Consider the following 25120-nt stretch of genomic DNA (forward strand, 5'->3'; position numbering starts at 1 on the left):
TCTTACAAATTTAATGATAAATTACCAAGCACCAAAGTGAGTTTTATCAATTTTGAAATCAAAAAAATTCAAATACTTTAACGTAGTTATCAATCTAGCTGTAATCTCCCCTTGCCAATAGTTCCTGTGTTTTCAAAAAACGAACCTCCATAAACGTACCATTCAAGACTTTCAAGGTATTCCACAGCATTTTCCGGGGTTATTTGTAAACGGTCTTTTTTGGAAACAATTCCTTTGTACCATCTTCCTGATTTTGAATAATGCTCATATTCAACAAAATAGTGGATCCATATTCTTTGACATAACTTGCACTGTTGAATTGTTACTTCTCCATGTCTTCCTTTATTATGATCTATACCTAGTTCTGAACTTCTATATTCAGTATAATTGTGGTCAGGTCTTTCACAAATACACCCAATTTTAGGAATCATTTTCATTTTGTTCTTATTTGAAGTTCAAAAATAATAAAAACGCGTCAAGCAGAAAGTACTCTCAAAAGTATATTATCATAAGAATCTACTTTTTTTTTCCAAAAAGTATTCATTAAGTCTAATATTCTGAATGAACAAATATTACAGCGAAGCCCCTGAATAAAATGTCTGAATAGATTATTATCTCTTTTTCTTCTTAAATAATTACAATACCCTACTTTCTTCAGACGGATATAAATTTTAATATTAAAAAGTATCATTATCAACGTCAGCAAAAAAGATGGCAAAATCTGACTATAAGGTAATAATCTGAATTTTTTTTTGGAAAGCAATAATTCTACACACATTAATGCAATAACAATCGCTAAAAAACAATGCTTACCAATATCATATCCCTCGCAAGATCATTTTTTTACCTATTTTTTCAAGAATTGTATATTTTCTTCATTCCCCTCTTTTAGGTAAATAGCTGTGAAGATGAGAGCCTTTTCCTTAGATCCGTTGTCAAAATGAAGGATCGTTTTATTTTTGGGTTCATAGAATGTATCTCCTTCATGAAGAACAGTTTTTTCCTGTCCCTCAATCTGAAAAATAGCCTCCCCAGATTTTATTATTCCTAATACAGGACATGGATGAAGATGTTTTGGAGCATTTTGTCCCACGTTCATCGTTATTTCTTGCATTTGAACTGACCCAACTTTTTGGTCAAGTGAAGTATTCAACAATTCTTTTCTGGTTATCTGATTTTGCTGAGCAGTAAGTACAGCAGAATTCAACAGTAAAATAAGGATTCCTATTGTTTTAATTAAATCTTTCATTTTTTAAATTCCTTTTGAAAAGTTATTTTTTGAAAAAGAGAAATGATTATATTATAAAGCTATTTGTTCATAAGATCTAAAAGAACTTTCTCATACCGATCAAGAATAATATTTTTAGAAAATCTCGATTTAATAGAATTTTTAATAGCTTCTTTATCATAAGACTGATGAAGAACACTCATGACCTTCTGAGAGAAATCTTCGTGATTATTAATATCTGAAACTTCTCCGTTAATCTGATGTTGTATAATCTCATTAATTCCTCCCGGGCAGTTATTAGCTAAAGCATAAGTTCCACAAGCTCCGGCTTCCAATAATACATTAGGAAATCCTTCGTACCTCGAAGAAAGAATAAATAGGTCTGCATATTTTAAATATTGATAGGGATTTTCCTGCCTTCCATGAAAAATGACATGCTTTAATCCGAGAAGATCTTTCATCTGATGCAAGACTTCACGGTCTTTCCCATCTCCCAGGATATGAAGAAGAATATTTTCATTTTTAAGCCTTGAAAAAACTTTCAATAAATTATCAAATCCTTTTCTCGATGAAAGATTGCCTATCGCCACTACATTTTTGTAATTGTATTTAAAGCATTCCGGTTTTTTTGAAATCGACAATTTCTGATCGATAAAATCAAAATCTACAGGATTATTTATTTTAATGATTTTGTTGGATTTTATTTTAAAATTTTTCACCAGATCCTTCATCATATCATCACTTTGAGCGATAATTCTCTGGTAATTATTATAAAAATTATAAAAGAATTTAATTTCCTTTCGGGTAACATGTTCACTCACCACATTGGTTTCTCTGGCAATGAATTTTGTTCTTGGAAAGAGTTTTATGAATAAAGATAAATAAGCATTTACTTCCCCGAATCCTGAAAATACAATATCCGGTTTTCTCCGATAAATTTCTGATAAAATAGGTTTTAATGAATGTCTTATTCTTTCTGTATTAACATCAATAATTTCAATATCTTTTTCAAGAAACTCAAGATACCCGCCTTCTTTACGTAACAGCAAAATCTTGGGTTCAAAACGATCCCTGGAAAGATGATTTGCAATGGTGGTAATTATTCTTTCTGCGCCTCCGGTTTCTAAATCTGGCAGAATAAATATGACAGATATTTTTTTCATCAGTTAAAGTTACTAAAAAGTTTAATTACAACTCAAATATTCCATTCATCATTACGAATAATGACAAACTGATTACTGTATAAATAACAAGTTTAGAGTTTAAAAATAATTTTCAAAGAAAAAACCAGAACCAGGAATTGAATCTAATTTAGATTTAATTTCCGGATGAGCCGAAATCCATTTCTGTAATTCTGAATTACTTTTTATACTATCATTTACAGGAATGCTAACATAGATAGCATTATTATGAATATCTGTTTTTAAATACAATACTAAAAATCTTTTACCTATATTTTGGGGAGCTTGAGAAAAAGATAAGTTTCCATCACTTCGTCCTTTATATTCTTGATTGCCAATCTTAAATAAATATAAATTGTAATAACCTGTTGCTCTTCCATATTCTTTGATTCCATATATTTTCCCTATTGCATATTCCCCATTTCTTTTATAATTTTTTTTGAAACCCTGTCTTACAAAATAATCATAGCAAAAGATACCTATTATGAAAAAAAAACAAAAGTACAAGATAGTTTTTCTTTAAAAATTCCATTCAATATAAATTATTATCCTTCAACTAAACTACAATAAAAAAGCTCTTCAGATGAAGAGCTTTTTTGTTTTTTATGTTGATCCTTAATTAGCAACGTCGCTAATGAATTTTATCCTTAACATTCTAACCTCTTCATCAGAAAGTTCATCTCCAAATTCATCCAGCAGCACTTTCATACTATCACTTTCAGAATCATTCATGAATTCCATGAAACCGTCTACAATATCTTCATCAAAATTATCCTCTACATAATAATCAATGTTCAATTTTGTTCCCTGATAAACAATACTTTCCATTTCCTTCAACAATTCATTCATTGTTAAGTTCTTGGCTCTGGCGATATCTTCAAGGTCAATTTTTTTATCGGTACTCTGAATAATGAACACTTTATGGCTGGATTTATTGGCAACCTGTTTTAGAACCATATCCTGAGTACGTTCGATATTATTATCTTCTACGTAGGTCTTTATATAATCAGCAAACTCCTTTCCATATTTCTTTGCTTTTCCTTCTCCTACCCCATAAATTTTAGCTATTTCTTCTACAGTGATAGGATACTGAACAGTCATGTCCTCCAAACTTGGATCCATGAATACCGTATAAGGAGGGATTTCGTATTTCTTGGCAACTTTCTTTCTCAATTCCTTTAAAAGCCCATATAAATTCTGATCCATCGTTCCCCCAGCTTCCATCTGAACCTGATCGCTTTCAGCCTTTGCTTGGGTCAAGTCAAATTCCCTGTCTTCAGCAATTAAAAAAGAATGTTCTAATTTATTATCCAGAACCTGTAATCCCTTTTCAGAAATTTTTAAAACACCATAAGTCTCAATATCTTTCTGTAAGAAATTTTGTACCGTTGCCTGTCTTAAAATGGTTTTCCAATAATTATCATTTTCCTCTTTTCCAAAACCAAAATAAGAAGTTTGTTCTAATTTATAAGATTTAGTTACTGCATTTTCTTTTCCTGCAATGACAGAGATCAAATCTTTAGATTTAAATTTCTCTCCCGTTTCTTTAATCAGCTCAAGGGCTTTTTTCAAATCTTTTGTGGCATCTTTTAACTTTGGTGGATTTGAAGCATTATCACACATTTTGGCACCTTCTCCTGAAACAGGATCAAAGATTTCACCAAAATAATAGAGAATATATTGTCTTCTACTCATTGAAGTTTCGGCGTAACCCACCACCTCATTTAAAAGCTGCAAACCTATTTCTCTTTCAGAAACAGGTTTTTGAGCAAGAAATTTTTCTAATTTCTCAATATCTTTAGGATCGTAAAATGCCAAACAGTGGCCTTCGCCTCCATCACGTCCTGCACGCCCCGTTTCCTGATAATAACTTTCCAAAGATTTAGGAAAATCATAATGAATAACAAAACGCACATCGGGTTTATCAATTCCCATTCCGAATGCAATCGTAGCAACAATAACATCGGCATCTTCCATAAGGAATTTATCCTGATTGGCCACTCTAACTTTTTGGTCTAAACCTGCATGATACGGTAATGCATTGATCCCATTTACCTGCAATAGTTGAGCAAATTCCTCTACTTTTCTACGACTCAGGCAATATATAATTCCTGATTTACCTTTATGTTGATTGATAAATTTAACGATCTCCCGATCGACATTAACCTTCGGACGAACTTCATAATATAAATTCGCACGGTTAAAGCTTTCTTTAAATACCAATGCATTTGCCATTCCCAAAGTCTTCTGAATGTCATCCTGAACTTTAGGGGTAGCAGTGGCTGTAAGAGCAATTACAGGGACATCTGCAATTTTATCGATAATATTTTTTAAATTTCTGTATTCTGGTCTGAAATCGTGCCCCCACTCTGAAATACAGTGCGCTTCATCAATAGCAAAGAAAGAAATTTTAACTTCCTTAAGGAAATCCAGATAATCTTCTTTAATTAATGATTCAGGAGCTACATATAATAATTTTGTTTTACCTATTTTAATATCATCAAAGACCTGTTTGGTCTGGGTTTTATTTAATGATGAATTTAAAACATGTGCTACCCCATCTTCAGATGAAAGACCATTTACTGCGTCTACCTGATTTTTCATTAATGCTATTAAGGGAGAAACTACTATTGCCGTTCCCTCGGAAATGAGTGCCGGAAGTTGGTAACATAATGACTTACCTCCTCCTGTCGGCATCAAAACAAATATATCCTTCCCTTCTAACAGGTTTTCTATGATTTGTTCTTGTTGACCTTTAAAAGTAGAAAACCCGAAATACTTTTTCAATTCGCCTGATAAATTGGCTTTTTTTGCGCTCATCTAATTTTCTATTGCTAAATTTGCATCTAATCCAAAGTTATAAAATTTTTGCTTATAATAAAAGCGAACGAATTTATAAAAAATAAAATTTATATTAAATATTCTTTTTAAAGTATAAATTTATATCGGGAGAATTTTGTATACAAACTGTAAAGGTAAAAATGGAAAGAGATAATATTATTTCAATAGCAAAAAGTACATTAGAAATAGAGATTTCAGAACTTGAAAAATTAAAGAACAGAATAGGCGATGAATTTGCAAAAGCAGTAGAGATTATTCACTCAGCTCAGGGAAAATTAATCGTCGTAGGAATCGGAAAATCTGCCCATGTCGGAAATAAGATCGTAGCCACCCTCAACTCCACAGGAACTCCTTCACAGTTTCTGCATGCTTCGGAAGCCATTCATGGAGATCTTGGAGTTATCCAGAAACAAGATGTCGTTTTATGTATTTCAAATTCAGGAAATTCCCCCGAAATTGCCACTCTAGTTCCATTTTTAAAAGATTATTCTTCTGCACTGATCGGAATGACAGGTAATAAGAACAGTAAACTGGCAGAATTCTCGGAAATAATATTGGATACTCATGTCGATCTGGAAGCTTGTCCCAACAAATTGGCGCCGACAAGTTCTACAACCATACAAATGGCGCTTGGAGATGCATTAGCAATCTGTTTAATGGAACTTAATAATTTCAGAGAAAACGATTTTGCAAAGTTCCATCCTGGCGGAAGCTTAGGGAAAAATTTAACCGCAAGGGTTGAACAGTTTCTTTCTTCACAAAAGCCACAGGTTACTGAAGACTCAACCGTAAGAGATGTTATTATTTCAATCAGTGCTTCCAGTCATGGAATCACGGTAGTGACCAATGAAGAAAAAATCATTGGAGTAATTACAGATGGGGATTTAAGAAGAATGCTCCTGAAAGGCGAAGACGTTACTAAAGTTTTAGCAAAAGACATTATGTCTGCAAACCCTAAAACCATTGAAAAAAGCGTATTAGCAAAAGAAGCCATGAAAGTTTTAAAGGAAAATAACATCGGTCAGCTTATCGTAACAGAAAATGGTAAATATTTTGGAATTATAGACCTTCACAAGCTGCTTGACGAGGGAATTATCTAGTCTGACCCACCATTATTGATCTCAATAATCTGAAATATACCACCGGCCAGTTTGCACATGTAAGCTGGTCGGTTTATTTTTTTAGAAAAAGTACAGCAGAGATTTTCCACAATGGGGAGCATATATCATCTTAAAAAATGCTATCTTGTTTACAAAACTCAAGATTTATTAATTTAAAACAAAAAGACAATGAAGAAAAAAGCATTAATCGTCGTAACAAGTGTAGAGAAATACCCCAATATGGATAGGGCCACAGGTCTTTGGCTGGGGGAAGCTGTTCATTTTTATGAAAAATTGCATGAAAAAGGATATGAAATTGATTTTGTAAGTCCCAGAGGCGGATATACACCGCTCGATCCCGTTTCTTTACAAATGTCTGTACAACCCATTGACTGGAAATATTATGCAGATGGAGCGTTCAGAAAAAAATTAGCTAATACCTTGCAGCCAAAGGATGTCATACCCGAGGATTATGATGTGATCTATTATGCGGGAGGACACGGTGTTGTTTGGGATTTCCCTGAAAATAAAGAGTTACAGGAAATTTCCCGTAAAATATATGAGAATGGAGGTATTGTTTCTTCTGTCTGCCATGGAGCAGTAGGCCTGTTTAATATCAGATTATCGGATGGTGAATTACTGATTAAAGGAAAAACCCTGACAGGATTTTCAAACTCCGAGGAAGTTGCAGCAGAATTGGCCGACCATATGCCTTATCTCACAGAAGATGTCCTGAAAAGCAAAGGAGCTAATTATGTAAAAGCAGATCAGGACTTTACTTCTTTTGCAGTGGCAGACGGCAGGTTGGTGACCGGACAAAACCCTCAATCAGGAGGTGCTGTGGGCCAGAAAGTATTGGAAATATTAGAAAAATAGATTCTAAAAGAAAATATAAATAGTACCGGTTACTTTAACCGGTACTATTACAATGCATTCATCATCTTAAAACTTCCTTAAAATCCAGATTAATAATTATAATTACTAATTATAATTTCATAGTTTTGCACACTTATAAAGTCTTATCTTCGTAAGATCTTAATATTCTAGATAGATTCTATTATAATGGAAGAAAAAAACGAAATGTCCTTTCTTGGGCACATTGGAGAATTAAGAGGTCATCTTGTTCGTTCGATTATCGCTATTATCATTGCCGCTCTTATCATCGGCTTTAATATCAATTGGATCATGGATCATATCTTTTTTGGACCTACAAGAAATGATTTCCCCACTTTCAAAGTTGTCAATCATTTTTCAAGAATGATACTGGGAGATGACAGTATTCATCTTCCAAAAGAATTCCCTGTACGTGTTCAGAGGCTTTATCAACAGTTCAATGTAATGATGGCTGTTTCCATTTTCGGAGGTATCGTTTTAGCTTTTCCTTATATTGTTTGGGAATTATGGCGTTTTATCAGTCCTGCATTGCATCCTAATGAGAGAAAAAATTCAATTTTCATCATTAATGCGGTTTGGATCCTGTTTATGACGGGAGTTTTATCAGGATATTTTTTAATTTTGCCCTTCGCTGTTAACTTTGGGGTTATCTTTAAAATCTCGGATATTATCATCCCCCTCTATGATTTAAGCGATTATACTACATTATTTTTACAGGTTGTATTAGGTATGGGAGTAGTTTTTCTTTTCCCTATTCTTATCTATTTCCTGACTACGATCGGAATACTGAATCCAAAATTCATGAAGACCTATCGCAGACATGCCATTGTTCTTATCATGGTAGTAGCTGCAATTATTACTCCTGCGGATGTTTTAAGTATGATCATGGCAGCTTTACCACTGCTTCTATTGTATGAATTCAGTATTATCATGTGTTCTTATGTATATAAAAAGGTACAGAAACGTGAAGGAAATCTTCCAGCTGTTCAGAAATAATTAATAAAAAGCGAAATAGCGAAAAGACAAAATTGCAAAAGGGCTATTATCCATTAACAATATTCCCGTGGAACAATTCTACGGGATTTTTTATGCTGTCTTGTTTTGAAATAATCATCTTATTAGAAAATATTTTTTGGAGCTTGATCCCGCTTTTTGTTACAATCTTTTTTTTCAAAAAAGGATTTCCACTTCAATCGGGGCTATTATGAATGTCGTTCTATTGATATTGTAGTTAAATAACAATTTTACATCTTCTCATTAATAAATTTTCTATTTTTGATAGATTAATAATTTGATATCAAAATGAAAAAGCTTTCATATACACTTTTATTTGCATCTGCATTAGCATTTGGACAATTCTTCGAAAAGCCGGAAACTTTCACAAAACAGGATACTTTAAAGGGCTCCAATACTAAGTTTAGAAACTTTTGGGACGTTAAAAAGTATGAACTTTCCGTAGAGCCAAACTTTGAGCAAAAAAGCATCAAGGGAACGAATAAAATAAGCTTTGAAATTATCAAAGATGTCGTTAATCCAACTTTTCAGATTGATCTTCAAAAACCTATGAAAGCTGACAAGATAGAAGGCAGCTTACCCATTGCTGAATTCAAACAGGATGGGGATTTCATTTTTATAACGACCAATAAAAGTTTCAAAAAAGGTGAAAAATATACAATCGATATAACTTACTCGGGGAATCCTGTTATTGCTAAAAAAGCACCTTGGGATGGCGGCTGGGTTTTCACCAAAGATGAAAATGGCAATCCATGGATGAGTGTAGCTGATGAAGGAATCGGAGCCTCTATATGGCTTCCTACAAAAGATATCTGGAGCGATGAACCGGATAATGGGATCATTATGAAAATAATCACTCCTAACGACCTTGTAGGAGTTGGAAATGGAAAATTAATCGATAAAAAAACAGAAGGTGACAAGACAACATTCACCTGGGAGGTTAAAAATCCTATCAATGCCTATTCTATCATTCCCAATATTGGAAAATATGTCAATTTTAAAGATACTTTCAATGGAGAAAAAGGAAAACTGGATCTCGATTACTGGGTATTAGATTACAATTTAGAAAAAGCCAAAAAGCAATTCCAACAGGTAAAACCAATGCTATCAGCATTTGAATATTGGTTTGGCCCTTATCCTTTTTATGAAGATTCCTACAAATTGGTAGATTCTCCTTATTTAGGAATGGAACATCAAAGTAATGTTGCCTATGGTAACAAATATATGAATGGATATCTGGGACGGGATTTATCTGGAACCGGAGTTGGACTGAAATGGGATTTTATTATTATTCATGAAAGCGGACACGAATGGTTTGCCAATAATATTACCGCAAAAGATCAGGCTGATATGTGGATCCACGAAAGCTTTACAAACTATTCCGAGGTTCTTTTCACGGAAAAATACTTGGATAAAAAATCTGCAGATATCTATGCAATCGGAATTCGAAACATAATAAGTAATGATGTTCCGATTATCGGTAAATATGGTGTAAGAAATGAAGGCAGTGGAGATATGTATCCTAAAGGAGCAAATATGATTCACACCATCCGACAGGTCATTAATAATGATGATAAGTTCAGACAAATCTTAAGAGGATTAAATAAAGAATTCTATCATCAGACGGTTACCACCCAACAAATTGAAAATTATATTAACTCTAAATCAGGAATCGATTTTTCATCTGTATTTAATCAGTACCTAAGAACGATTAAGGTTCCGACGTTGGAGTATTCTCAAAAAGGAGAAGCTTTAAAATTCCGCTATACCAATGTGGTTAAAAACTTTAAGCTTCCTATCAGAATTGATGGCGAGCAAACCATTACTCCTACAGAAGAGTGGCAAACTGTGAAATTGAAAAAAGGAACACCGGTGGAGTTTAATAAGAATTACTATGTTAATTATAAGAAGGTACAGTAAGGGCTAAAAGGCAAAATAGCAAAATAGCAAAATAGCAAAATAGCAGAAAAGCGAAATCGCTAAATTGTAGAATCGTAAAATTGCGAAATAGATAAACAAATTAACGATTATGCGGTTTTGCAAATTCGCCTTGTCGCCATTTTATGAAAAATTTAATACTGCATTGGACTCGTATTTGTAACAAAATCACTTTTAGAACAACTACTTAACTATAAATTCTAATCAATGAAAAAAATAGCACTAAGCTTAGGTATTCTAGCCACTGTGATGGCCAATGCCCAATCTATCAAAACCAATATTGACCTGGTCAATGTGAAAGATGATAAGGTAGCAGTAACAATGGAATTTCCTAAAATGAAATCAGGAAATGTAAAGTTCCATTTTCCTAAAACAGTTCCCGGAACCTATTCCGTAGATGATTATGGAAGATTTATAGAAGGTATTAAATTCCTGGACAATAAAGGAAAAGAGCTTGCCTATACTAAAGTAGATGACAACTCATATACTCTTAAAAATGCTAAATTTTTAAGTAAAGTGACCTATCTTGTAAACGATAGTTTTGATGATGAATTGAATACCGAAAAGCACAAAGCTGTATTTTCCCCTTCCGGAACGGATATTGAAGCAGGAAAAATATTCATGATCAATACTCACGGATTTATAGGATATATAGACGATATGCAGGATGTTCCCTATCAGTTGGTCATTCAGAAACCAACAGATTTTTACGGAACTACAGCATTGGTAGATCAGGACAAATCAGAAGCTACAGATACCTTTACACTGGCTAACTATGCTAAGGTAACAGATTCTCCACTAATGTATACAAAACCCGATTACATTACCTTCAATGCGGGAGGAATGGATCTGGTATTGGGAGTATATTCTCCAACAGGAAAATATAAAGCTGCAGATTTTAAAGAAAACTTAGAAAAGATGGTCGTTGCTCAGAAGAAATTTCTGGGTGATATGAACACCAATAAAAAGTATGCGATCATGCTTTACCTTTCTGGTGGAGAAGGCCCTCACATAAAAGGGTTTGGAGCACTGGAGCATCATGAATCTACAAGCGTTGTGCTTCCGGAAGCCATGCCAAAAGATGCGATTGATCAAACAATTACAGACGTTGTTTCTCACGAATTTTTCCATACCGTAAATCCTTTGAAAACCCATTCTGAAGAAATCCATTACTTCAATTATGCAGATCCTAAGATGTCTCAACACCTTTGGATGTATGAAGGAGGAACAGAGTATTTCGCTAATTTATTCCAGATCCAGGAAGGGTTGATCAATAAAGATGAATTCCTGAAAAGAATGGGTGAGAAAATAACCAACTCTAAAAGTTTCAACGATACAATGCCATTTACTGTAATGAGTAAAAATGTACTTGTAGAGCCATACAAAGATCAATATAGAAACGTATATGAAAAAGGAGCATTAATTGCCATGTGTATGGATATTGAATTGAGAAAGCTATCCAATGGTGAAATGGGTTACCGTGATATGATCAGAAAACTGTCTCAAAGATTTGGTGAAAACAAACCATTTAAAGACGATAAGCTGATTGACGAGTTGGTAACGGTTACAGGATATCCTCAGATCAAAGATTTCTATAACAAATATATCGCTGGTAGCCAGCCGACACCTTATGCAGAATATTTAAGTCAGGTGGGTGTTGAAGTTAAAAAACAGGAAACACCTCCTATTTTCTGGATGATTAAAGATCCAAACCAAACAGGATTTAACGAGAAAAATAACACGTTTATTTTTGATGAAAATTCTCCTCTATCTCCTTTTGCAAAAAGTATTGGTTTTAAAATCACAGATGAAGTATTGGCCATAGATGGAAAAACCATTGATGTCAAAAATATACCGGCATTTATCAATTATACAAAGACCATTAAAGACGGACAAGATGTTACAGTAACTGTCTTAAGAAAAAATGGTGATAAAACTGATAAAATAGATCTTAAAGGAAAAGCAATTTTAGATAAACTGACAAAGGAAACTCTTCAGTTTAAAGCAAGTCCTACACCAGCAGAACAAAAACTGCAGGATCAGTGGTTGACAGGAAAAAAATAACAAAATATTTATAAAGAAGAAGCGAGGATATTTCCTCGCTTTTTTATTTTTCACCCAGTCATTGCGAGCGAAGCGAAGCAATCTCAGGCTTAGAACAAGATCAATTTACAATAGATTATTGATGGAGAATTTTTTTCCCTTACCCCTTTTTAATCGTTATTCTGAAAGTAGTTCCCTTTCCAATTTCAGTTTGAGAAATTTTAATATCTCCATTATGATACTCCTGTACCACTCTTTTTGCCAGGGATAAGCCTAGTCCCCATCCCCGTTTTTTTGTTGAATATCCAGGTTTAAAAGCATTTCTAGCCTGTTGTTTTGTCATCCCACTTCCGGAATCTTTTACTTCTATCAAAATATTTTTGTTCCTCTCGAAAACCGACATTTGCAGTGCCCCCTCTCCTTTCATGGCATCTACAGCATTCTTTACTAGGTTTTCAATCACCCAGCTCATCAGGATCTTATTATGAGGAACTAAAATAGTATAGGTAGGCAACTGTAAGGTAAAACTGATTTTTCTGGAAATCCGAGATTTCAGGTATTCATAATTATCCTGAATCATTTGATTAAAATTCATGTCATTCAGCTCCGGCACAGAACCTATTTTGGAAAATCGTTCTGAAATCGTCCTCAACCGTTCTATATCTTTCTCTATTTCATAGATTCCCTCCGACTCGGGACTTTCCAGCTTCATAATTTCCATCCAGCCAATCATCGATGAAAGTGGTGTTCCGATTTGGTGTGCTGTTTCCTTAGCTAATCCTGCCCACACATATCCTTCATCTGTCTTCTTGATTGTTCTCAAAAACCAGAAAGAAAATAATAAATAGGAAAGGATAAACAACCCTAAGAAATAGGGATAATAACGCAAATTATTAAGCAATGATGAGTTGTCATAGAAAACAAATTGTTTATCGCCGTTGGCAACTTCAATCTCAAATGGAGCATAATTATTCTCCATTTTTAAGATCAGCTTTCTAAGTTCCTTAGGGTTTTCAAGGACTTCCTTAGAAATATTTCGTGAGCTCCCTTCAAAAATAAAGGGTTCTTTATTTGCGTTTGTTAAAATGGATGGAATTTGATCATTTTCAGTCAGGATCGCAAATAATAACTCCTGAGTTTCTGAACTCTTCTGCTTATTATCCTGTAGAATTTTTATAGCAGTAGCAAAAACTTTGATTCTTTCCGCTTCTTTTTCCCGTAAGTTTTTAATGAGGATATTGGAAGACACAATCAAAGCAACAACAATGATCGTCAGTAATGTAAATACAAACCAGTTATTGATCCTCGAAAAAAACGGACGATTTTTCATTACACGCTTATTTTAAAATGTTCAGAATTTTCTGCAACTCTGTATTTCCGCTTCCCTGATAGTTATTAATAATAATAGAAAATACATACTTCTTTCCATCTTTCGCCGTTTGATACCCTGCAAAAGACTTGGTATCTCTCATGGTTCCGCTTTTCATTTTCATTCCATTTTCCTGGGTGGGAAACCCATCATAATAAGCATCAAACCATGATTGCTTTTTAGCATATAGAAGTGCCTGCACTTCAGCTTTGGCTGAAACATAATTTTGGGGAGAAAGTCCGCTTCCGTCGGCAAAATTGATCATATTCGGATTGATCCCGTTTGATTTCCAAAATTCCTTAAGGTAAGCAACTCCGGCCTTAAAACTGGAATTTCCTTTTTTCTCTTTCCCTAAGGTCTTAATGAGCGTTTCACCATACAGATTAATACTTTTTCTCAAAAACCAATAAACAATCTTATCTAATGATGGTGATTGGTAAGTAAGAATTATATTTTTTGGGAGGACTTCAATAGGCTGTTTCCCTTCAATTTCAAGTTGGGAATTGGTAATTACCTTCCCAGAAAAATTTATTCCTGACTCTTTAAGCCATTCTTTAACCTCAACTCCCAACTGCATAGGAGGATTTGGAGTAGATCCTGAAACCGTGACCGTTTTACCGCTTGGTAAGGTTCCGTTAATTAAAGCCACATTAGAATGAGGAGCCGTAAAAATAAGGCTTTGGTCAGAACTTCCACCAGCTTTTAAATCATTTAACCACTGAACCCCTTCCAAAGGATAGGAAAACCCCTTAAAACTGGTTCCATTAATATTGATATCAAATTGGTTTTCCCTCCAATTCACACCCCAAACTCCAGCTCCATAATAGTTTCCAAGATCATCCCAGGGCCAACCTCCAGGAATGGTCTGATGATCAAAATAAGAATCATCGATAATCAGATTCCCTGTGATTTTTGCTATCCCGAGTGTTTTGATTGACTCTATAAGCTTTTTCTTAAAACTTTCCGGCTTATATGACTCATAGCGCCAACTTCCCAAGGTAGGATCTCCATTAGAACTGATCAGAAGATCTCCGTTAAGAACATCTTTCAATACCGTTCCTGAATAACTTGATGTGGTTTTAAAAGTATAGTTTTTTCCTAATGTTTGTAATGCTGCTGCAGCTGTAAATATTTTCTGTGTAGAAGCAGTCGAAAGCCCTTTCTTACCCTGATATTCGTAAACTAAATTACCATTTTCATCTGCTACATAAAAAGATAAACTGGATGCTATACCTCCTGAGGAATTCATTAGCCCCTTCGTAGCATCATCTAATTTCTGAACGATATCCTGGGCAAAAACTATTTGTGTAGATAATATAAGAACACCAAGTGTTTTTTTTAATAACTTCATATTTATCAAATATAATAAAGATTATAATCTATACAGATTTTTATAAAAAAAAACTAATTTACAAAACCAGATAACTTTTCTTCTATTTTCCAATTTCCATTATCATTTTTTACTATAACTCTTTCTCCTTCTCCACAAAGCCCACCACAATAATGACCATAACTAATAATAGCTCTTTTTTTATCTATAGAAAACAAAGGTTTACTAACAAACATAAATGAAACCTTTCCATGTAATTTATTAAATTCAGTCCAAAAATATTGTTTATTATTTTTATAACTTAATAACTTTTCTTTATGAATTATTCTAATATTCATGATATATTTTGGATTAAGTAAAAAGTCTTTAGATTCTTCATATTGTTTCTTCATAGATATTACATCCCTTTTATTAAAAAAATCTTTTACTATTTTTATGTCTAAAAATTTATAATCCTTTTCAATATAATTTGGGTCTTCAGTAATAATCTTTATGTTTTCAACTTTATCAACTTTTATTTTAATTACATAATTTATTACTCCATACATATCATTGTCAGAAACACTCGAGTTTTGAGACTTAATATATATCGAGATTAATAATAAGTAAATAGCCAAAATATTTCTGACGATATGGCTTGACTTTTTATAATGAGCTCCCCGTTTCAATTTCATAAGGATCCTTTCCTTTTTCAAAAATCCTGGTCAACTCACTTCCTTCTACTGTTATTTTATCACCTATTCTTCTGATCCAATTTCCTTCGCGAAGCCCTATTACTTTCAGATCATTTTGAGTTAAAAACTCCAGGATTCTGGTTTCTCTCGTTTCTCCATTATGTTTTAGTTCAGGATTAGGATCTAAATAATGGGGATTCAGATTAAAAGGAACCAATCCCATACAATCAAAACTTGGTGGATATACAATCGGCATATCGTTCGTCGTTTTCATATTTTGTCCCCCGATATTACTTCCAGCACTGCATCCCAAATAAGCTTTTCCGCTCTCCACATTATTTTTTAAAACTGCCATCAAATGTTCCTCATGTAAAGTTTTAACCAACAAAAATGTATTTCCACCTCCTGTAAAATATCCTTTGGCGTTATTCAGCGCTTCAACTTTATTTTCAAATTCATGAAGTCCCTTTACACTAATATTAATTGTTGCAAAAAAAGAACGTGCTTTTGCGGTATACTCGTCATGCGAAATTCCACCGGGTCTGGCAAAAGGAACGAAAACGATCTCATCAATTCCTTTATACAATTGTATTAATTCTTCACGTAAGTATTCCAGATATTCTCCACCGAAAATAGTGGATGTTGAGGCTAATATGATATTCATATGATGAAATTATATGGATTATTTTAAAATATAGTTCTACTACAAAGATAAACTCAAAGACCAACGAATCAAAAATTAAGCTAAAAAAAAACAAGAATCCGTTAATATTTTCTAAAAAAGCCTAAAGCTTCTAAAATTTAAACCTTTGTGGAATTATTATTGAATTTTAGAATCTAGAATTTTAAAATATAAGATTATGAAAATGGTTAAAATTAATATCAAAAATCTATTTTTAGGTTTATTATTTGTAGGAAGCGCAGGTCTTGTACATGCACAAACTACTCAAGTCGACAGTACAAAAACAACAAATACAGCTCAATCGGGTAATACTACCATTGATGGTCTCAAAAAACAAATCGAGACCAATCCAAAGGATACCGAATCATTAGCAAAATTAGCAGCAGCTTATCAGGAAGCTTCAGACTGGACCAATGCAGTTGATACCTGGAAAAAAATATCTGTGTTATTACCAGATTGGGCTCCATCATATTATAGTCAGGCCTATGCATATCAGGCAGCTAAAGATGATGCCAATGCTAAAATTGCCTATGAAAAATATATTGCTACTGTAAAACCAGAAGAAGTAGAGCAAAATAAGAAAAATCTGGCCTATGCTTATTTTTATCTTGCCTTTACAGAGCAGAAAAGCGATCCTAATAAAGCAAAAGAACATATTGCTAAATCAATACAGTATGATCCTAGCAATCAGGATGCTGTAAAATTAAGTAAAGCTTTAAATTCATAAAAAATAAAATCCGGAAAAAATTTCCGGATTTTTTTTATTGTATAAATTCTTAACATGTCTCCTTTTAATTGATTTTTTTTCCAAAAAAATCAATCTCGCCTTTTAAATGCCTTATAATCTTATCAATATTTCTCTCAATACTTTCTTCTGTCTTAAGATTATTGATATACCTAACCAATTCAAGCTTTCTGGAAGGGATCAGGTTTTCGAAATTATTTAAAGTCAGAGGATCTTCCCTAATAGCCTGATCTAATTTAGGATGAATGGGAATGCTTCTGTCTGAGCTATCATAATGTATAGAAACTTCAATGATCTCCCCTATTCTTTTTGGAGAATTTTTCAGCATAATAAGATTGACATACAGTCGCCATTCTCCTAAATACTTCATTAAATTCTGTCTATACTCTACACCATTTACAGTCCCTTTTACAGGAATAGGACTTTTGTCTCTTCCTGAAGCATCGAAGATGTCCATTAAAATATCCTCAGGAACAAAAACAAAAGGATTGATCCCAATAATTTCAAGCTGAGCTGTAAACTGATTATTTTTCATGGATAACAAATTTAGAAAATAGTTTTATATGATGATGGGTAAGGGGTGATTTGTTGCAAGATTCGCGTTTCGAGGTTTTGTCTACGTAATATTACTTCCTTCTTCCTTCTTCCTTCTTCCCTTTCTAACTTCAAACTTCAAACTTCTAACTTTCCATTTTCAACTTTCAACTATTAACTAGTAACCATCAACAAAACAACAACTAAATTTCCCACTCAAAAAGTAATCATTATCTTTGTAGGAATAAATCTATTTAACAAAATGAAATTTTTTATAGACACTGCTAATTTAGAGCAAATTAAAGAAGCAAAAGACCTTGGAATTTTAGATGGAGTTACTACGAACCCATCATTAATGGCAAAAGAAGGTATTCAGGGAGCTGAAGCCATCAAAAATCATTATAAGGCTATTTGCGAGATTGTAGATGGAGATATTTCTGCAGAAGTACTTTCTACTACTTATGAAGAAATGATCAAAGAAGGTGATGAATTGGCAGCAATCCATCCTAATATTGTAGTAAAAATCCCAATGATCAAGGATGGTATCAAAGCATTAAAATACTTTTCAGATAAAGGAATCAAAACCAACTGTACATTAATTTTCTCTCCGGGACAAGCGCTTTTAGCGGCAAAAGCAGGTGCGACTTACGTTTCTCCTTTCTTAGGAAGATTAGATGATATTTCTACAGACGGATTAGGCCTTATTCAGGAGATCCGTTTGATTTTTGATAACTATATGTATGATACTGAAATTTTGGCAGCATCTATTCGTCACTCAATGCACATTATTGACTGTGCTAAAATTGGTGCTGATGTTATTACATCTCCACTTCCTCCAATCTTGAGTCTGTTAAAACATCCTTTAACGGATAGCGGATTAGCTCAGTTTATTGCAGATTCTCAGAAATTAGCTTAATTTCTTAAGATATAATACAAGTAAAAGCGTCTTAAAATTTAATTTAAGACGCTTTTTATTATCTCTAAAGTTCGTTATGTAATTATTAATTTTCTAAGTCCAGTTCTATTGGGTTATTATTTTTACTTAATGTTTCTTTAGTTTTCTTTTCAATTTCTCTGAACACCTGGTTAGGATCTGATATTTCTTTTCCGTCTGCTGTTTTGGTTTTGAATACTACCTTATTATTGGAATCGCCTCCATTTCTCATCATCATTTCCCGCATATTTTTGGTAGGATCATTTACATAAGCTTTCCAGGCTTTTCGGAACTGGTCTTTGGTTACTTCAATTTCTTTTCCGCCCATTCCTATCATTCTCATTCCTTCCGGAATCTGCATTTCTTTTTCCTTAGTAAGATCGGGCATCTTTTTATTTCCAATAAGAGTCATAGTATGGGATCCCGTTGCATCTTCTATTTTTACAATCAACCCGGGTAAACCATAAAACTTATAAGGTCCATCCTGAAACGGGATGTCGGCGGTAAACCATGCAGTCCATTCTCTTCCCCCAAGTTGAGTAGTTGCTTTTTGCGTATTGTATTCGCCTATTTTCTCTTTATCAGGAAGAATCTTCCATTCCGGTTTTTTATCCTCTTTGATCTTATATTGATCCATAGAAATACTTCTGAACAGATATGTCGTAAAATCCGGATATTTCTTGGTTACTTTATAAGACACCTGACCTGGCTTTTCCCTTTTATTAATATTGATACTTCCTGGACTGGATTTCATTTGCCTTTCAATATCAGCTTTTGTTGTAGAATCTGCTACAAATTTATCACGGCTATAGTAGTTTGAACCATTTCCGTCAATATCCAGCAGCATCATTTCCTTTTTCACATCTGTTTTATCGTTGGAATTGGGAATAAATTGATACTCATAGAAAAATCTATTTGTTGTTTGTGCATGGATCAAAGCGCTAACAAATAAAAAAAATAAAATTGTTTTTTTCATAGCTTATTAAGAATAAAGCTTTGCCAATCCACGATTGACAAAGCTAATTGGAACTTTTTAATATTTACTTTGTCTGAATTCTTATTTCACCTGAAGGATCTCCGTCTTTTGTACGTTTATTTATTTTCATACTTTTTATATCCTTTGGTAAGATGGCTTCAAATTCTTTTTTTGACACTTCTACTCCATTAAGATACAATTTCATATTTTTATAATTACTGTCAGAGCTGTTGATCCTTGGAATGATTACCCTATCGCTATCTTTAAAATCAGTGTTGAAGCTCATTGTGATTGGTCCGTTTGAATTGCTGAAAGTAGAATTATTGCTATAAAAATAAACTCTCTTATTTCCATCCAGCGCCATTCTTTCGGCATCCAGTTTCATTCTTTCGGCATCTAATTTTGCTCTCTTTTCATTAAGCTTAGCTCTCTTTCTGTCGATCTTTGCTCTTTTTGTTGCCATTTCCATGGCATCTTTTGCGTTTTCCGATGCACTTGCAAGCTCTGCGGCATTCCATTTTACGTCTTTCATATCCCCAAATTTCATCACCTTCATTCTTGGAGCATTGGGTGCATTAGGAGGCGTTGGAGGTGTTGGCACATCGTAATGATCAAAATTGATTTCCGGTATTTCAGGAATTTCAATATTCATATTTTTAAGGTCTTTTACCTTATTTTTCCATTCATCGGATTTGAAGAAATCATTGATCCTTTTTATTTCGCTTCCATTGATTGTATAGGCCATTCTAAAGTCATCAGAACTTGTAATTCTGCCCATTTCCGCAGAAAGCGTACCTAAATCATCTACATTCTTTTGAAATTCCTTACTATCTGGCTTCAGCCCTTTCAATGCAAGACTTTTCTCCTGAATCTTTTTCCCAAGATCCTTTATTTTTTCAGTTTCTCTTTTTCTCAGTATTTTTTGTTGAGATTCATCAATGCTCATTTTACCCGGATTTATGGTATCCTTTTTAGTTTCGATGATAACAGGTGAAACTTTTTCAGTTTGAGGTTTCTCTTTTTTGATTTGAGAAACAGCGTCATGGATCGCTATATTTGTTTCTTTAATTTCCTTATTCTTCGCATTGACCATATAGGCAAATGCCACTGTAAATAAAACAGGTAAGGCAAAAATTCTTCGCGCATACCCGAATTTGGTTTTGGGTGTCTGTAACATTTTTAAACGTTTTTTTAGATTTGAACTTAAAAACGGACTGGTTGCAGGTAACTGTGTTCCGGAAAAGTGACTTGCTAAAAGCATCTGCGCAAATGCTTTTGTATCCGATTGTTTGACGGCTTTTTTATCAGCCAGATATTCATGAATTAAGCCGAGTTCTTTTTTGATAAGATAAAAGAACGGATTGAACCAGAAAATGGATGTAATCACTTCGATAAAAATTTTATCAAATGAATGTTTCTGTTCAATATGTACCATTTCATGTTTTAAGATTTGTTTACCTATATCCGAGTTCAATACAATTGAACTTTTCCAGAACAGGTTCTTAAAATAAGAAAATGGTGCTTCAGTAAGATTTGTATGGTAAAAATTGATCCCATCAAAACTTTCTTTCTGAAATTGGTCTTTAAGCTTCTGGATTCTTATGATTCCAAAGATAAATCTTCCTAAAAAAAAGAGAGAAACCAATCCCAAAGCTGAAAAAATAATTCTAAAATAAATGTGGTCATTGCTTATGTTTTTATCTGAATTAAAATTCTGTAACTTATTTAACAGCAAGTACACCTCATTATTCACTTCTATTGTAAAATCGTCTACCCTAATAAGAGGCAGTAGTAATGATAGTAATATAGCCGATAACAAATAAAATCTGTTATAATGATGAAACGTCCTGTCTTTTAAAGACAACTGATAGTACAAAAATGTTACACCAGAACATATAATTACTTTTCCACAGTATAGAAGTAGCGTTTCCATATCAGTTTTTCTTTTTAAGTTCGCTTAATAACATTTCAAGATCCTCAACTGTCATTTCATTTTTTTCAACAAGAAAAGAAACTGCACTTTTATAAGAACCTTTAAAATAATTTTTCACAAGACTCTTCATTGTCTTTCCGGAATACTGTTCTTTGGTGATCAAAGGAAAATATTCATGCTGCCTTCCATAAACATTATAGTCTACAAATTCTTTGTCTTTTAATACTTTTAAAATTGTAGAAACAGTATTCGTATGAGGTTTTGGCTCAGGAAACAGATCCAGAATATCCTTAAGAAATCCTTTTTCTATCTTCCATAAATACTGCATTACCTGTTCTTCTGCTTTTGTTAGAGTCTGAATTATCATAGCCTGTTCATTTATCAATTGATGAAATAGAATCATATAATTCCATATCACTATTAAATTAGTTATACAAATGTAGAAATAATTCTGACTCCAACAACTATTTTTCTAGTGATAAAGAATATTGAAATGTAAATAACTGAAAATCAGACGAATATTTTTTATTAAAATATGTTAAATTTTTAATAGGTCTTTATTATGTGATGAATTATTAACACCAAATTACAGCATTATAATATAAATTCTTAAAACTTGTTAAATTTTATTAAATAAAATTAAAATGAATATGTTTAAAATGAGAAAATATATTTATTTTAGTGCTTTAAAAATTTCTCATGAAAAGATATAATTTATTGATTGTACTATTACTACTTATTTTTAACGTTACAACTGCTCAGAAAAAGGGTTCTCCTGCTGCAGATTTCAGTGCTTTAAAAGAAGCTAAAGCTAAAATTGAAAAAACGGTTCCAGCGGTGATCGGACACCTACAGACGATCGCAACTAAAGAAGGGGACAATAATATTCTTACCAACGGAAAAGTTGCATTAGGAAAAGAATATGGTATTTTAGAATCTGAATGGCGTTTATACAGAGGAAATATGAACAATTGTATTTTGAACAATTCTTCTAAGAAAGCAAAAAAATGCATGGAATACCATACCCAATATTTGAGAAATACTTTGATCAATTATAAAAACTACATTACTTATCTAACAAAGAAGAATGGATATTTAGGTGTGGAAGGAGATACCAAGATTGATTTCAATCCAGGAGAAATCACTACCAAGCTTAGTGAGGCTTACTTTAATGGAAATGATGCAGCGAACAGAATGAAAGGGGGACAAAAGAAAGAGTTTCTTGGTCAGAATATGGCTGAAGATATCAATTTAAGCCCTTATAATATGATCGCCCAATAGATAATAAAAAAATATTCACACCATAAAATCCTGCTCCTGAAGCAGGATTTTTATTTTTATAACAAGGAAGTATCATCTTTTATATCCTCCTGAAACTTTTCACAAATTTCCAGGATTTCCTGTGGTGATTCTTTATATTTCCCCAGACCAACCGCATAATAATTTCTTCTTGGTTCAAGGGTATCATACAGCCACTCTTCCTTATTTTTTATCATTATCAGAAGGCTATACTTTTTTACTGCAGAATAACCACCTCCTTCCACAGGCTCATTGTGCTCATATACATCTAAAAGAAATCCTGTAACCCTTGTCCAGCTGATCTCAAGATCGGGAGGTATACTGAACATTCCCTCACCATGCAAAATATCAATAATATTTCTTCCATAGCATAATCTGATTCCGGACTTGTACAAAACTATTTTCTGCTTTACATCCCAGATATACCCAGATATAACAACACAAGGAAAAACAAGCGTTACCAGCATTAAGAAAATAATAAATAGGCGGTCCTCATAGCTGGACAACATCCATTTAATAAGAAAAAATAAAGGAACAAGACCAAATATAATTAAAAGAATAACATCTGTTATTACGGATTTTTTCTTTTCCTGAATGATGAGAGTTTCCATTTGCCTAATTTTATAACTATGATAAAGATGGTATAAAAATCAATAAGTGAAACTATTAATTAAAATTTTATTTAATAAAATGATCGTATTTGTCCAAAAAGTAAAATACAATTGTCATTCATATATAACAACCAAAATTAAAATTTATGGAACCAAGAATTAATTTATTTGAAAAAGGTAAAAAAGCAATTACTCCGGTGTTTGGAATTACTCAGTATTTAAAACACTGTTCTATTGACAGAAAACTAATGGAACTTATTGATTTCAGGATTTCACAAATCAATCAATGTGCATACTGTCTCGATATGCATTCTAAAGAACTCCGTGCAATGGGGGAAACAGAACAACGCCTTTACGGATTAAGTGCCTGGAGAGAAACCCCTTATTATACCGATAAAGAAAGGGCAGCATTAGAATGGGCAGAAGCCGTGAACAGTCTTCACGTTCCGGACCAGGCATATGAAAATGTAAAAAAAGAGTTTTCTGAGGAAGAAATTATTGATCTTACTTTAATTGTCAATGCCATTAATACCTGGAATCGTTTTAATATTGCCTTCCAGCAAATTCCCGGTGATTACCAGGTAGGTATGTTTGGGTAATCTTTATAAAATTTCAGATCGATTAAATAAAAAAGAGAATCACTTAGTGATTCTCTTTTTGCCTTAGTAGCGGGAACCGGACTCGAACCGATGACCTTCGGGTTATGAGCCCGACGAGCTACCTACTGCTCCATCCCGCGGTGTATCTTTAGAGTGTTTACCGAAAACACTTTGTTCTTAGTAGCGGGAACCGGACTCGAACCGATGACCTTCGGGTTATGAGCCCGACGAGCTACCTACTGCTCCATCCCGCGGTGTATCTTTAGAGTGCTTACCGAAAGCACTTGCTTAGTAGCGGGAACCGGACTCGAACCGATGACCTTCGGGTTATGAGCCCGACGAGCTACCTACTGCTCCATCCCGCGGTGTATCTTTAGAGTGTTTACCGAAAACACTTTATTCTTAGTAGCGGGAACCGGACTCGAACCGATGACCTTCGGGTTATGAGCCCGACGAGCTACCTACTGCTCCATCCCGCGATATTGGATTGCAAATGTACGACTATTTTTTGGAATTCCTAATTTTTCTTTTAAATAAAGGAGTTTTATAAAAACTATTCATTTATTTGTATCTTTGTTTCATGGCAAAAATATTAAAAATTTACCCCGACAATCCTCAGGAAAATCTTATTAATGAGGTTGTTAAAACTTTAAACAACGGTGGATTAATTATTTATCCGTCGGATACTATTTATGCCTTAGGCTGCAATATTTTTGATATCAAAGCCATGGAAAAACTGGCTCAGATAAAGAAAATGAAGCTTGAAAAGGCTCAGTTTTCTATTATTTGTAATGATCTCAGCCACCTTTCGGATTTTACAAGACCTATAGACACTTCAGTTTTCAGGTTTTTGAAAAGTCATCTTCCCGGTCCTTTTACCTTTATCCTGGATGCAAATAAAAGTGTCCCTTTAGCCTATAAAGGACATAAAACGATTGGTATCCGTGTTCCGGATCATTCGATTCCGCAATTGATTGTAGAGAAATTAGGACACCCGATTGCTTCTACATCCATCCATGATGAGGATGAAGTCATTGAATATTCTACCGACCCAGAATTGATTGCTGAAAAGTATGATCATCTGGTAGATATTGTTATAGACTCCGGTTATGGGGATAATGTAGCTTCTACAAGCGTGGACCTTACTTCCGGAGAACCTGAGGTGATCAGACAGGGAAAAGGAGTTATTTAGTTA

24 protein-coding genes and 4 tRNA genes are annotated in these 25120 nt (G+C 33.6%); 10 read left to right on the top strand and 18 right to left on the bottom strand.

What is annotated here, in order from left to right; genetic code table 11:
- Window positions 1-89 precede the first annotated feature (89 nt).
- The 5 genes from CEY12_RS05375 to recQ all read right to left on the bottom strand — a co-directional run bounded on the left by CEY12_RS05375 (window position 90) and on the right by recQ (window position 5229).
- On the bottom strand, window positions 90-431 hold the full coding sequence (locus tag CEY12_RS05375; protein ID WP_157676757.1) for a hypothetical protein: 342 nt from the start codon (window positions 429-431) through the stop codon (window positions 90-92).
- A 416-nt stretch (window positions 432-847) separates the two neighbouring features.
- Window positions 848-1249: a cupin domain-containing protein gene (locus CEY12_RS05385; RefSeq protein WP_089026714.1), complete on the bottom strand. Its 402-nt coding sequence runs from the start codon at window positions 1247-1249 to the stop codon at window positions 848-850.
- 59 nt (window positions 1250-1308) lie between these two features.
- Complete coding sequence (locus CEY12_RS05390; protein ID WP_089026715.1) at window positions 1309-2391, bottom strand: glycosyltransferase; 1083 nt, start codon at window positions 2389-2391, stop codon at window positions 1309-1311.
- A gap of 99 nt (window positions 2392-2490) precedes the next feature.
- Window positions 2491-2916 (bottom strand): hypothetical protein, encoded by a 426-nt coding sequence (locus CEY12_RS05395; protein ID WP_089026716.1) that lies wholly within the window; start codon window positions 2914-2916, stop codon window positions 2491-2493.
- 108 nt (window positions 2917-3024) lie between these two features.
- Window positions 3025-5229: a DNA helicase RecQ gene (gene recQ / locus CEY12_RS05400; RefSeq protein WP_089026717.1), complete on the bottom strand. Its 2205-nt coding sequence runs from the start codon at window positions 5227-5229 to the stop codon at window positions 3025-3027.
- 161 nt (window positions 5230-5390) lie between these two features.
- Here recQ and CEY12_RS05405 point away from each other — a divergent pair, with 161 nt between their 5' ends.
- The 5 genes from CEY12_RS05405 to CEY12_RS05425 all read left to right on the top strand — a co-directional run bounded on the left by CEY12_RS05405 (window position 5391) and on the right by CEY12_RS05425 (window position 12260).
- Complete coding sequence (locus tag CEY12_RS05405) at window positions 5391-6350, top strand: SIS domain-containing protein (RefSeq protein ID WP_089026718.1); 960 nt, start codon at window positions 5391-5393, stop codon at window positions 6348-6350.
- 189 nt (window positions 6351-6539) lie between these two features.
- Window positions 6540-7226 carry a type 1 glutamine amidotransferase domain-containing protein gene (locus CEY12_RS05410; RefSeq protein WP_089026719.1) on the top strand — a complete coding sequence of 229 codons (687 nt, stop codon included), beginning with the start codon at window positions 6540-6542 and terminating at the stop codon, window positions 7224-7226.
- A 186-nt stretch (window positions 7227-7412) separates the two neighbouring features.
- The gene (gene tatC, locus CEY12_RS05415; RefSeq protein WP_089026720.1) at window positions 7413-8240 is read left to right on the top strand and encodes a twin-arginine translocase subunit TatC; all 828 of its coding nucleotides are present in this window, start codon (window positions 7413-7415) and stop codon (window positions 8238-8240) included.
- A gap of 306 nt (window positions 8241-8546) precedes the next feature.
- The gene (locus CEY12_RS05420) at window positions 8547-10178 is read left to right on the top strand and encodes a M1 family metallopeptidase (RefSeq protein WP_089026721.1); all 1632 of its coding nucleotides are present in this window, start codon (window positions 8547-8549) and stop codon (window positions 10176-10178) included.
- A gap of 225 nt (window positions 10179-10403) precedes the next feature.
- Window positions 10404-12260 (top strand): peptidase M61, encoded by a 1857-nt coding sequence (locus CEY12_RS05425; protein ID WP_089026722.1) that lies wholly within the window; start codon window positions 10404-10406, stop codon window positions 12258-12260.
- A 139-nt stretch (window positions 12261-12399) separates the two neighbouring features.
- Here the strand turns inward: CEY12_RS05425 and CEY12_RS05430 are convergent, their stop codons facing one another.
- Genes CEY12_RS05430 through pepE form a run of 4 tightly spaced genes read right to left on the bottom strand, consistent with a single transcriptional unit; the run spans window position 12400 to window position 16276 of the window.
- The gene (locus tag CEY12_RS05430; RefSeq protein ID WP_089026723.1) at window positions 12400-13569 is read right to left on the bottom strand and encodes a sensor histidine kinase; all 1170 of its coding nucleotides are present in this window, start codon (window positions 13567-13569) and stop codon (window positions 12400-12402) included.
- Window positions 13570-13576: 7 nt separating this feature from the next.
- Complete coding sequence (gene dacB / locus CEY12_RS05435) at window positions 13577-14959, bottom strand: D-alanyl-D-alanine carboxypeptidase/D-alanyl-D-alanine-endopeptidase (protein ID WP_089026724.1); 1383 nt, start codon at window positions 14957-14959, stop codon at window positions 13577-13579.
- Between the two features lie 53 nt (window positions 14960-15012).
- Window positions 15013-15612, bottom strand: a complete 600-nt coding sequence (locus tag CEY12_RS05440) for a hypothetical protein (RefSeq protein WP_089026725.1) — start codon at window positions 15610-15612, stop codon at window positions 15013-15015.
- A complete protein-coding gene (pepE, locus tag CEY12_RS05445) occupies window positions 15584-16276 on the bottom strand; it encodes a dipeptidase PepE (protein ID WP_089026726.1) in 693 nt (230 codons plus the stop codon). The genes CEY12_RS05440 and pepE overlap by 29 nt, the downstream gene beginning before the upstream one ends.
- A 196-nt stretch (window positions 16277-16472) precedes the next feature.
- On the opposite strand from pepE, the gene CEY12_RS05450 reads away from it, so the two are divergent.
- Complete coding sequence (locus CEY12_RS05450; protein ID WP_089026727.1) at window positions 16473-17021, top strand: tetratricopeptide repeat protein; 549 nt, start codon at window positions 16473-16475, stop codon at window positions 17019-17021.
- 64 nt (window positions 17022-17085) lie between these two features.
- Here CEY12_RS05450 and CEY12_RS05455 read toward each other — a convergent pair whose 3' ends face one another.
- Window positions 17086-17574 carry a YdeI/OmpD-associated family protein gene (locus CEY12_RS05455; protein ID WP_089026728.1) on the bottom strand — a complete coding sequence of 163 codons (489 nt, stop codon included), beginning with the start codon at window positions 17572-17574 and terminating at the stop codon, window positions 17086-17088.
- Between the two features lie 261 nt (window positions 17575-17835).
- Between CEY12_RS05455 and fsa the strand changes: the two genes are divergently transcribed.
- A complete protein-coding gene (gene fsa, locus CEY12_RS05460) occupies window positions 17836-18489 on the top strand; it encodes a fructose-6-phosphate aldolase (protein WP_089026729.1) in 654 nt (217 codons plus the stop codon).
- Between the two features lie 85 nt (window positions 18490-18574).
- On the opposite strand, the gene CEY12_RS05465 is transcribed toward fsa, so the two are convergent.
- The 3 genes from CEY12_RS05465 to CEY12_RS05475 form a co-directional block, all read right to left on the bottom strand.
- Entirely contained in the window at window positions 18575-19483 is a 909-nt protein-coding gene (locus CEY12_RS05465) for a GLPGLI family protein (RefSeq protein WP_089026730.1), read from the bottom strand.
- A 64-nt stretch (window positions 19484-19547) separates the two neighbouring features.
- The gene (locus CEY12_RS05470) at window positions 19548-21416 is read right to left on the bottom strand and encodes a M56 family metallopeptidase (RefSeq protein WP_089026731.1); all 1869 of its coding nucleotides are present in this window, start codon (window positions 21414-21416) and stop codon (window positions 19548-19550) included.
- Between the two features lies 1 nt (window position 21417).
- Complete coding sequence (locus CEY12_RS05475) at window positions 21418-21783, bottom strand: BlaI/MecI/CopY family transcriptional regulator (protein WP_089029799.1); 366 nt, start codon at window positions 21781-21783, stop codon at window positions 21418-21420.
- A 332-nt stretch (window positions 21784-22115) separates the two neighbouring features.
- On the opposite strand from CEY12_RS05475, the gene CEY12_RS05480 reads away from it, so the two are divergent.
- On the top strand, window positions 22116-22697 hold the full coding sequence (locus CEY12_RS05480; protein WP_089026732.1) for a hypothetical protein: 582 nt from the start codon (window positions 22116-22118) through the stop codon (window positions 22695-22697).
- A gap of 56 nt (window positions 22698-22753) precedes the next feature.
- Here CEY12_RS05480 and CEY12_RS05485 read toward each other — a convergent pair whose 3' ends face one another.
- A complete protein-coding gene (locus tag CEY12_RS05485) occupies window positions 22754-23326 on the bottom strand; it encodes a hypothetical protein (protein ID WP_089026733.1) in 573 nt (190 codons plus the stop codon).
- A gap of 146 nt (window positions 23327-23472) precedes the next feature.
- Here CEY12_RS05485 and CEY12_RS05490 point away from each other — a divergent pair, with 146 nt between their 5' ends.
- Entirely contained in the window at window positions 23473-23925 is a 453-nt protein-coding gene (locus CEY12_RS05490; RefSeq protein ID WP_089026734.1) for a carboxymuconolactone decarboxylase family protein, read from the top strand.
- A 67-nt stretch (window positions 23926-23992) separates the two neighbouring features.
- Here the strand turns inward: CEY12_RS05490 and CEY12_RS05495 are convergent.
- The 4 genes from CEY12_RS05495 to CEY12_RS05510 form a co-directional block, all read right to left on the bottom strand.
- A tRNA-Met gene (locus tag CEY12_RS05495) sits at window positions 23993-24065 on the bottom strand.
- A 41-nt stretch (window positions 24066-24106) separates the two neighbouring features.
- Window positions 24107-24179: transfer RNA gene (locus CEY12_RS05500), tRNA-Met, on the bottom strand.
- A 38-nt stretch (window positions 24180-24217) separates the two neighbouring features.
- Window positions 24218-24290: transfer RNA gene (locus CEY12_RS05505), tRNA-Met, on the bottom strand.
- A gap of 41 nt (window positions 24291-24331) precedes the next feature.
- Window positions 24332-24404: transfer RNA gene (locus tag CEY12_RS05510), tRNA-Met, on the bottom strand.
- A gap of 101 nt (window positions 24405-24505) precedes the next feature.
- On the opposite strand from CEY12_RS05510, the gene CEY12_RS05515 reads away from it, so the two are divergent.
- Window positions 24506-25117: an L-threonylcarbamoyladenylate synthase gene (locus tag CEY12_RS05515; RefSeq protein ID WP_089026735.1), complete on the top strand. Its 612-nt coding sequence runs from the start codon at window positions 24506-24508 to the stop codon at window positions 25115-25117.
- The last annotated feature ends 3 nt before the right edge of the window (window positions 25118-25120 follow it).

The organism is Chryseobacterium sp. T16E-39, from assembly GCF_002216065.1.
Classification (GTDB): Bacteria; Bacteroidota; Bacteroidia; order Flavobacteriales; family Weeksellaceae; genus Chryseobacterium.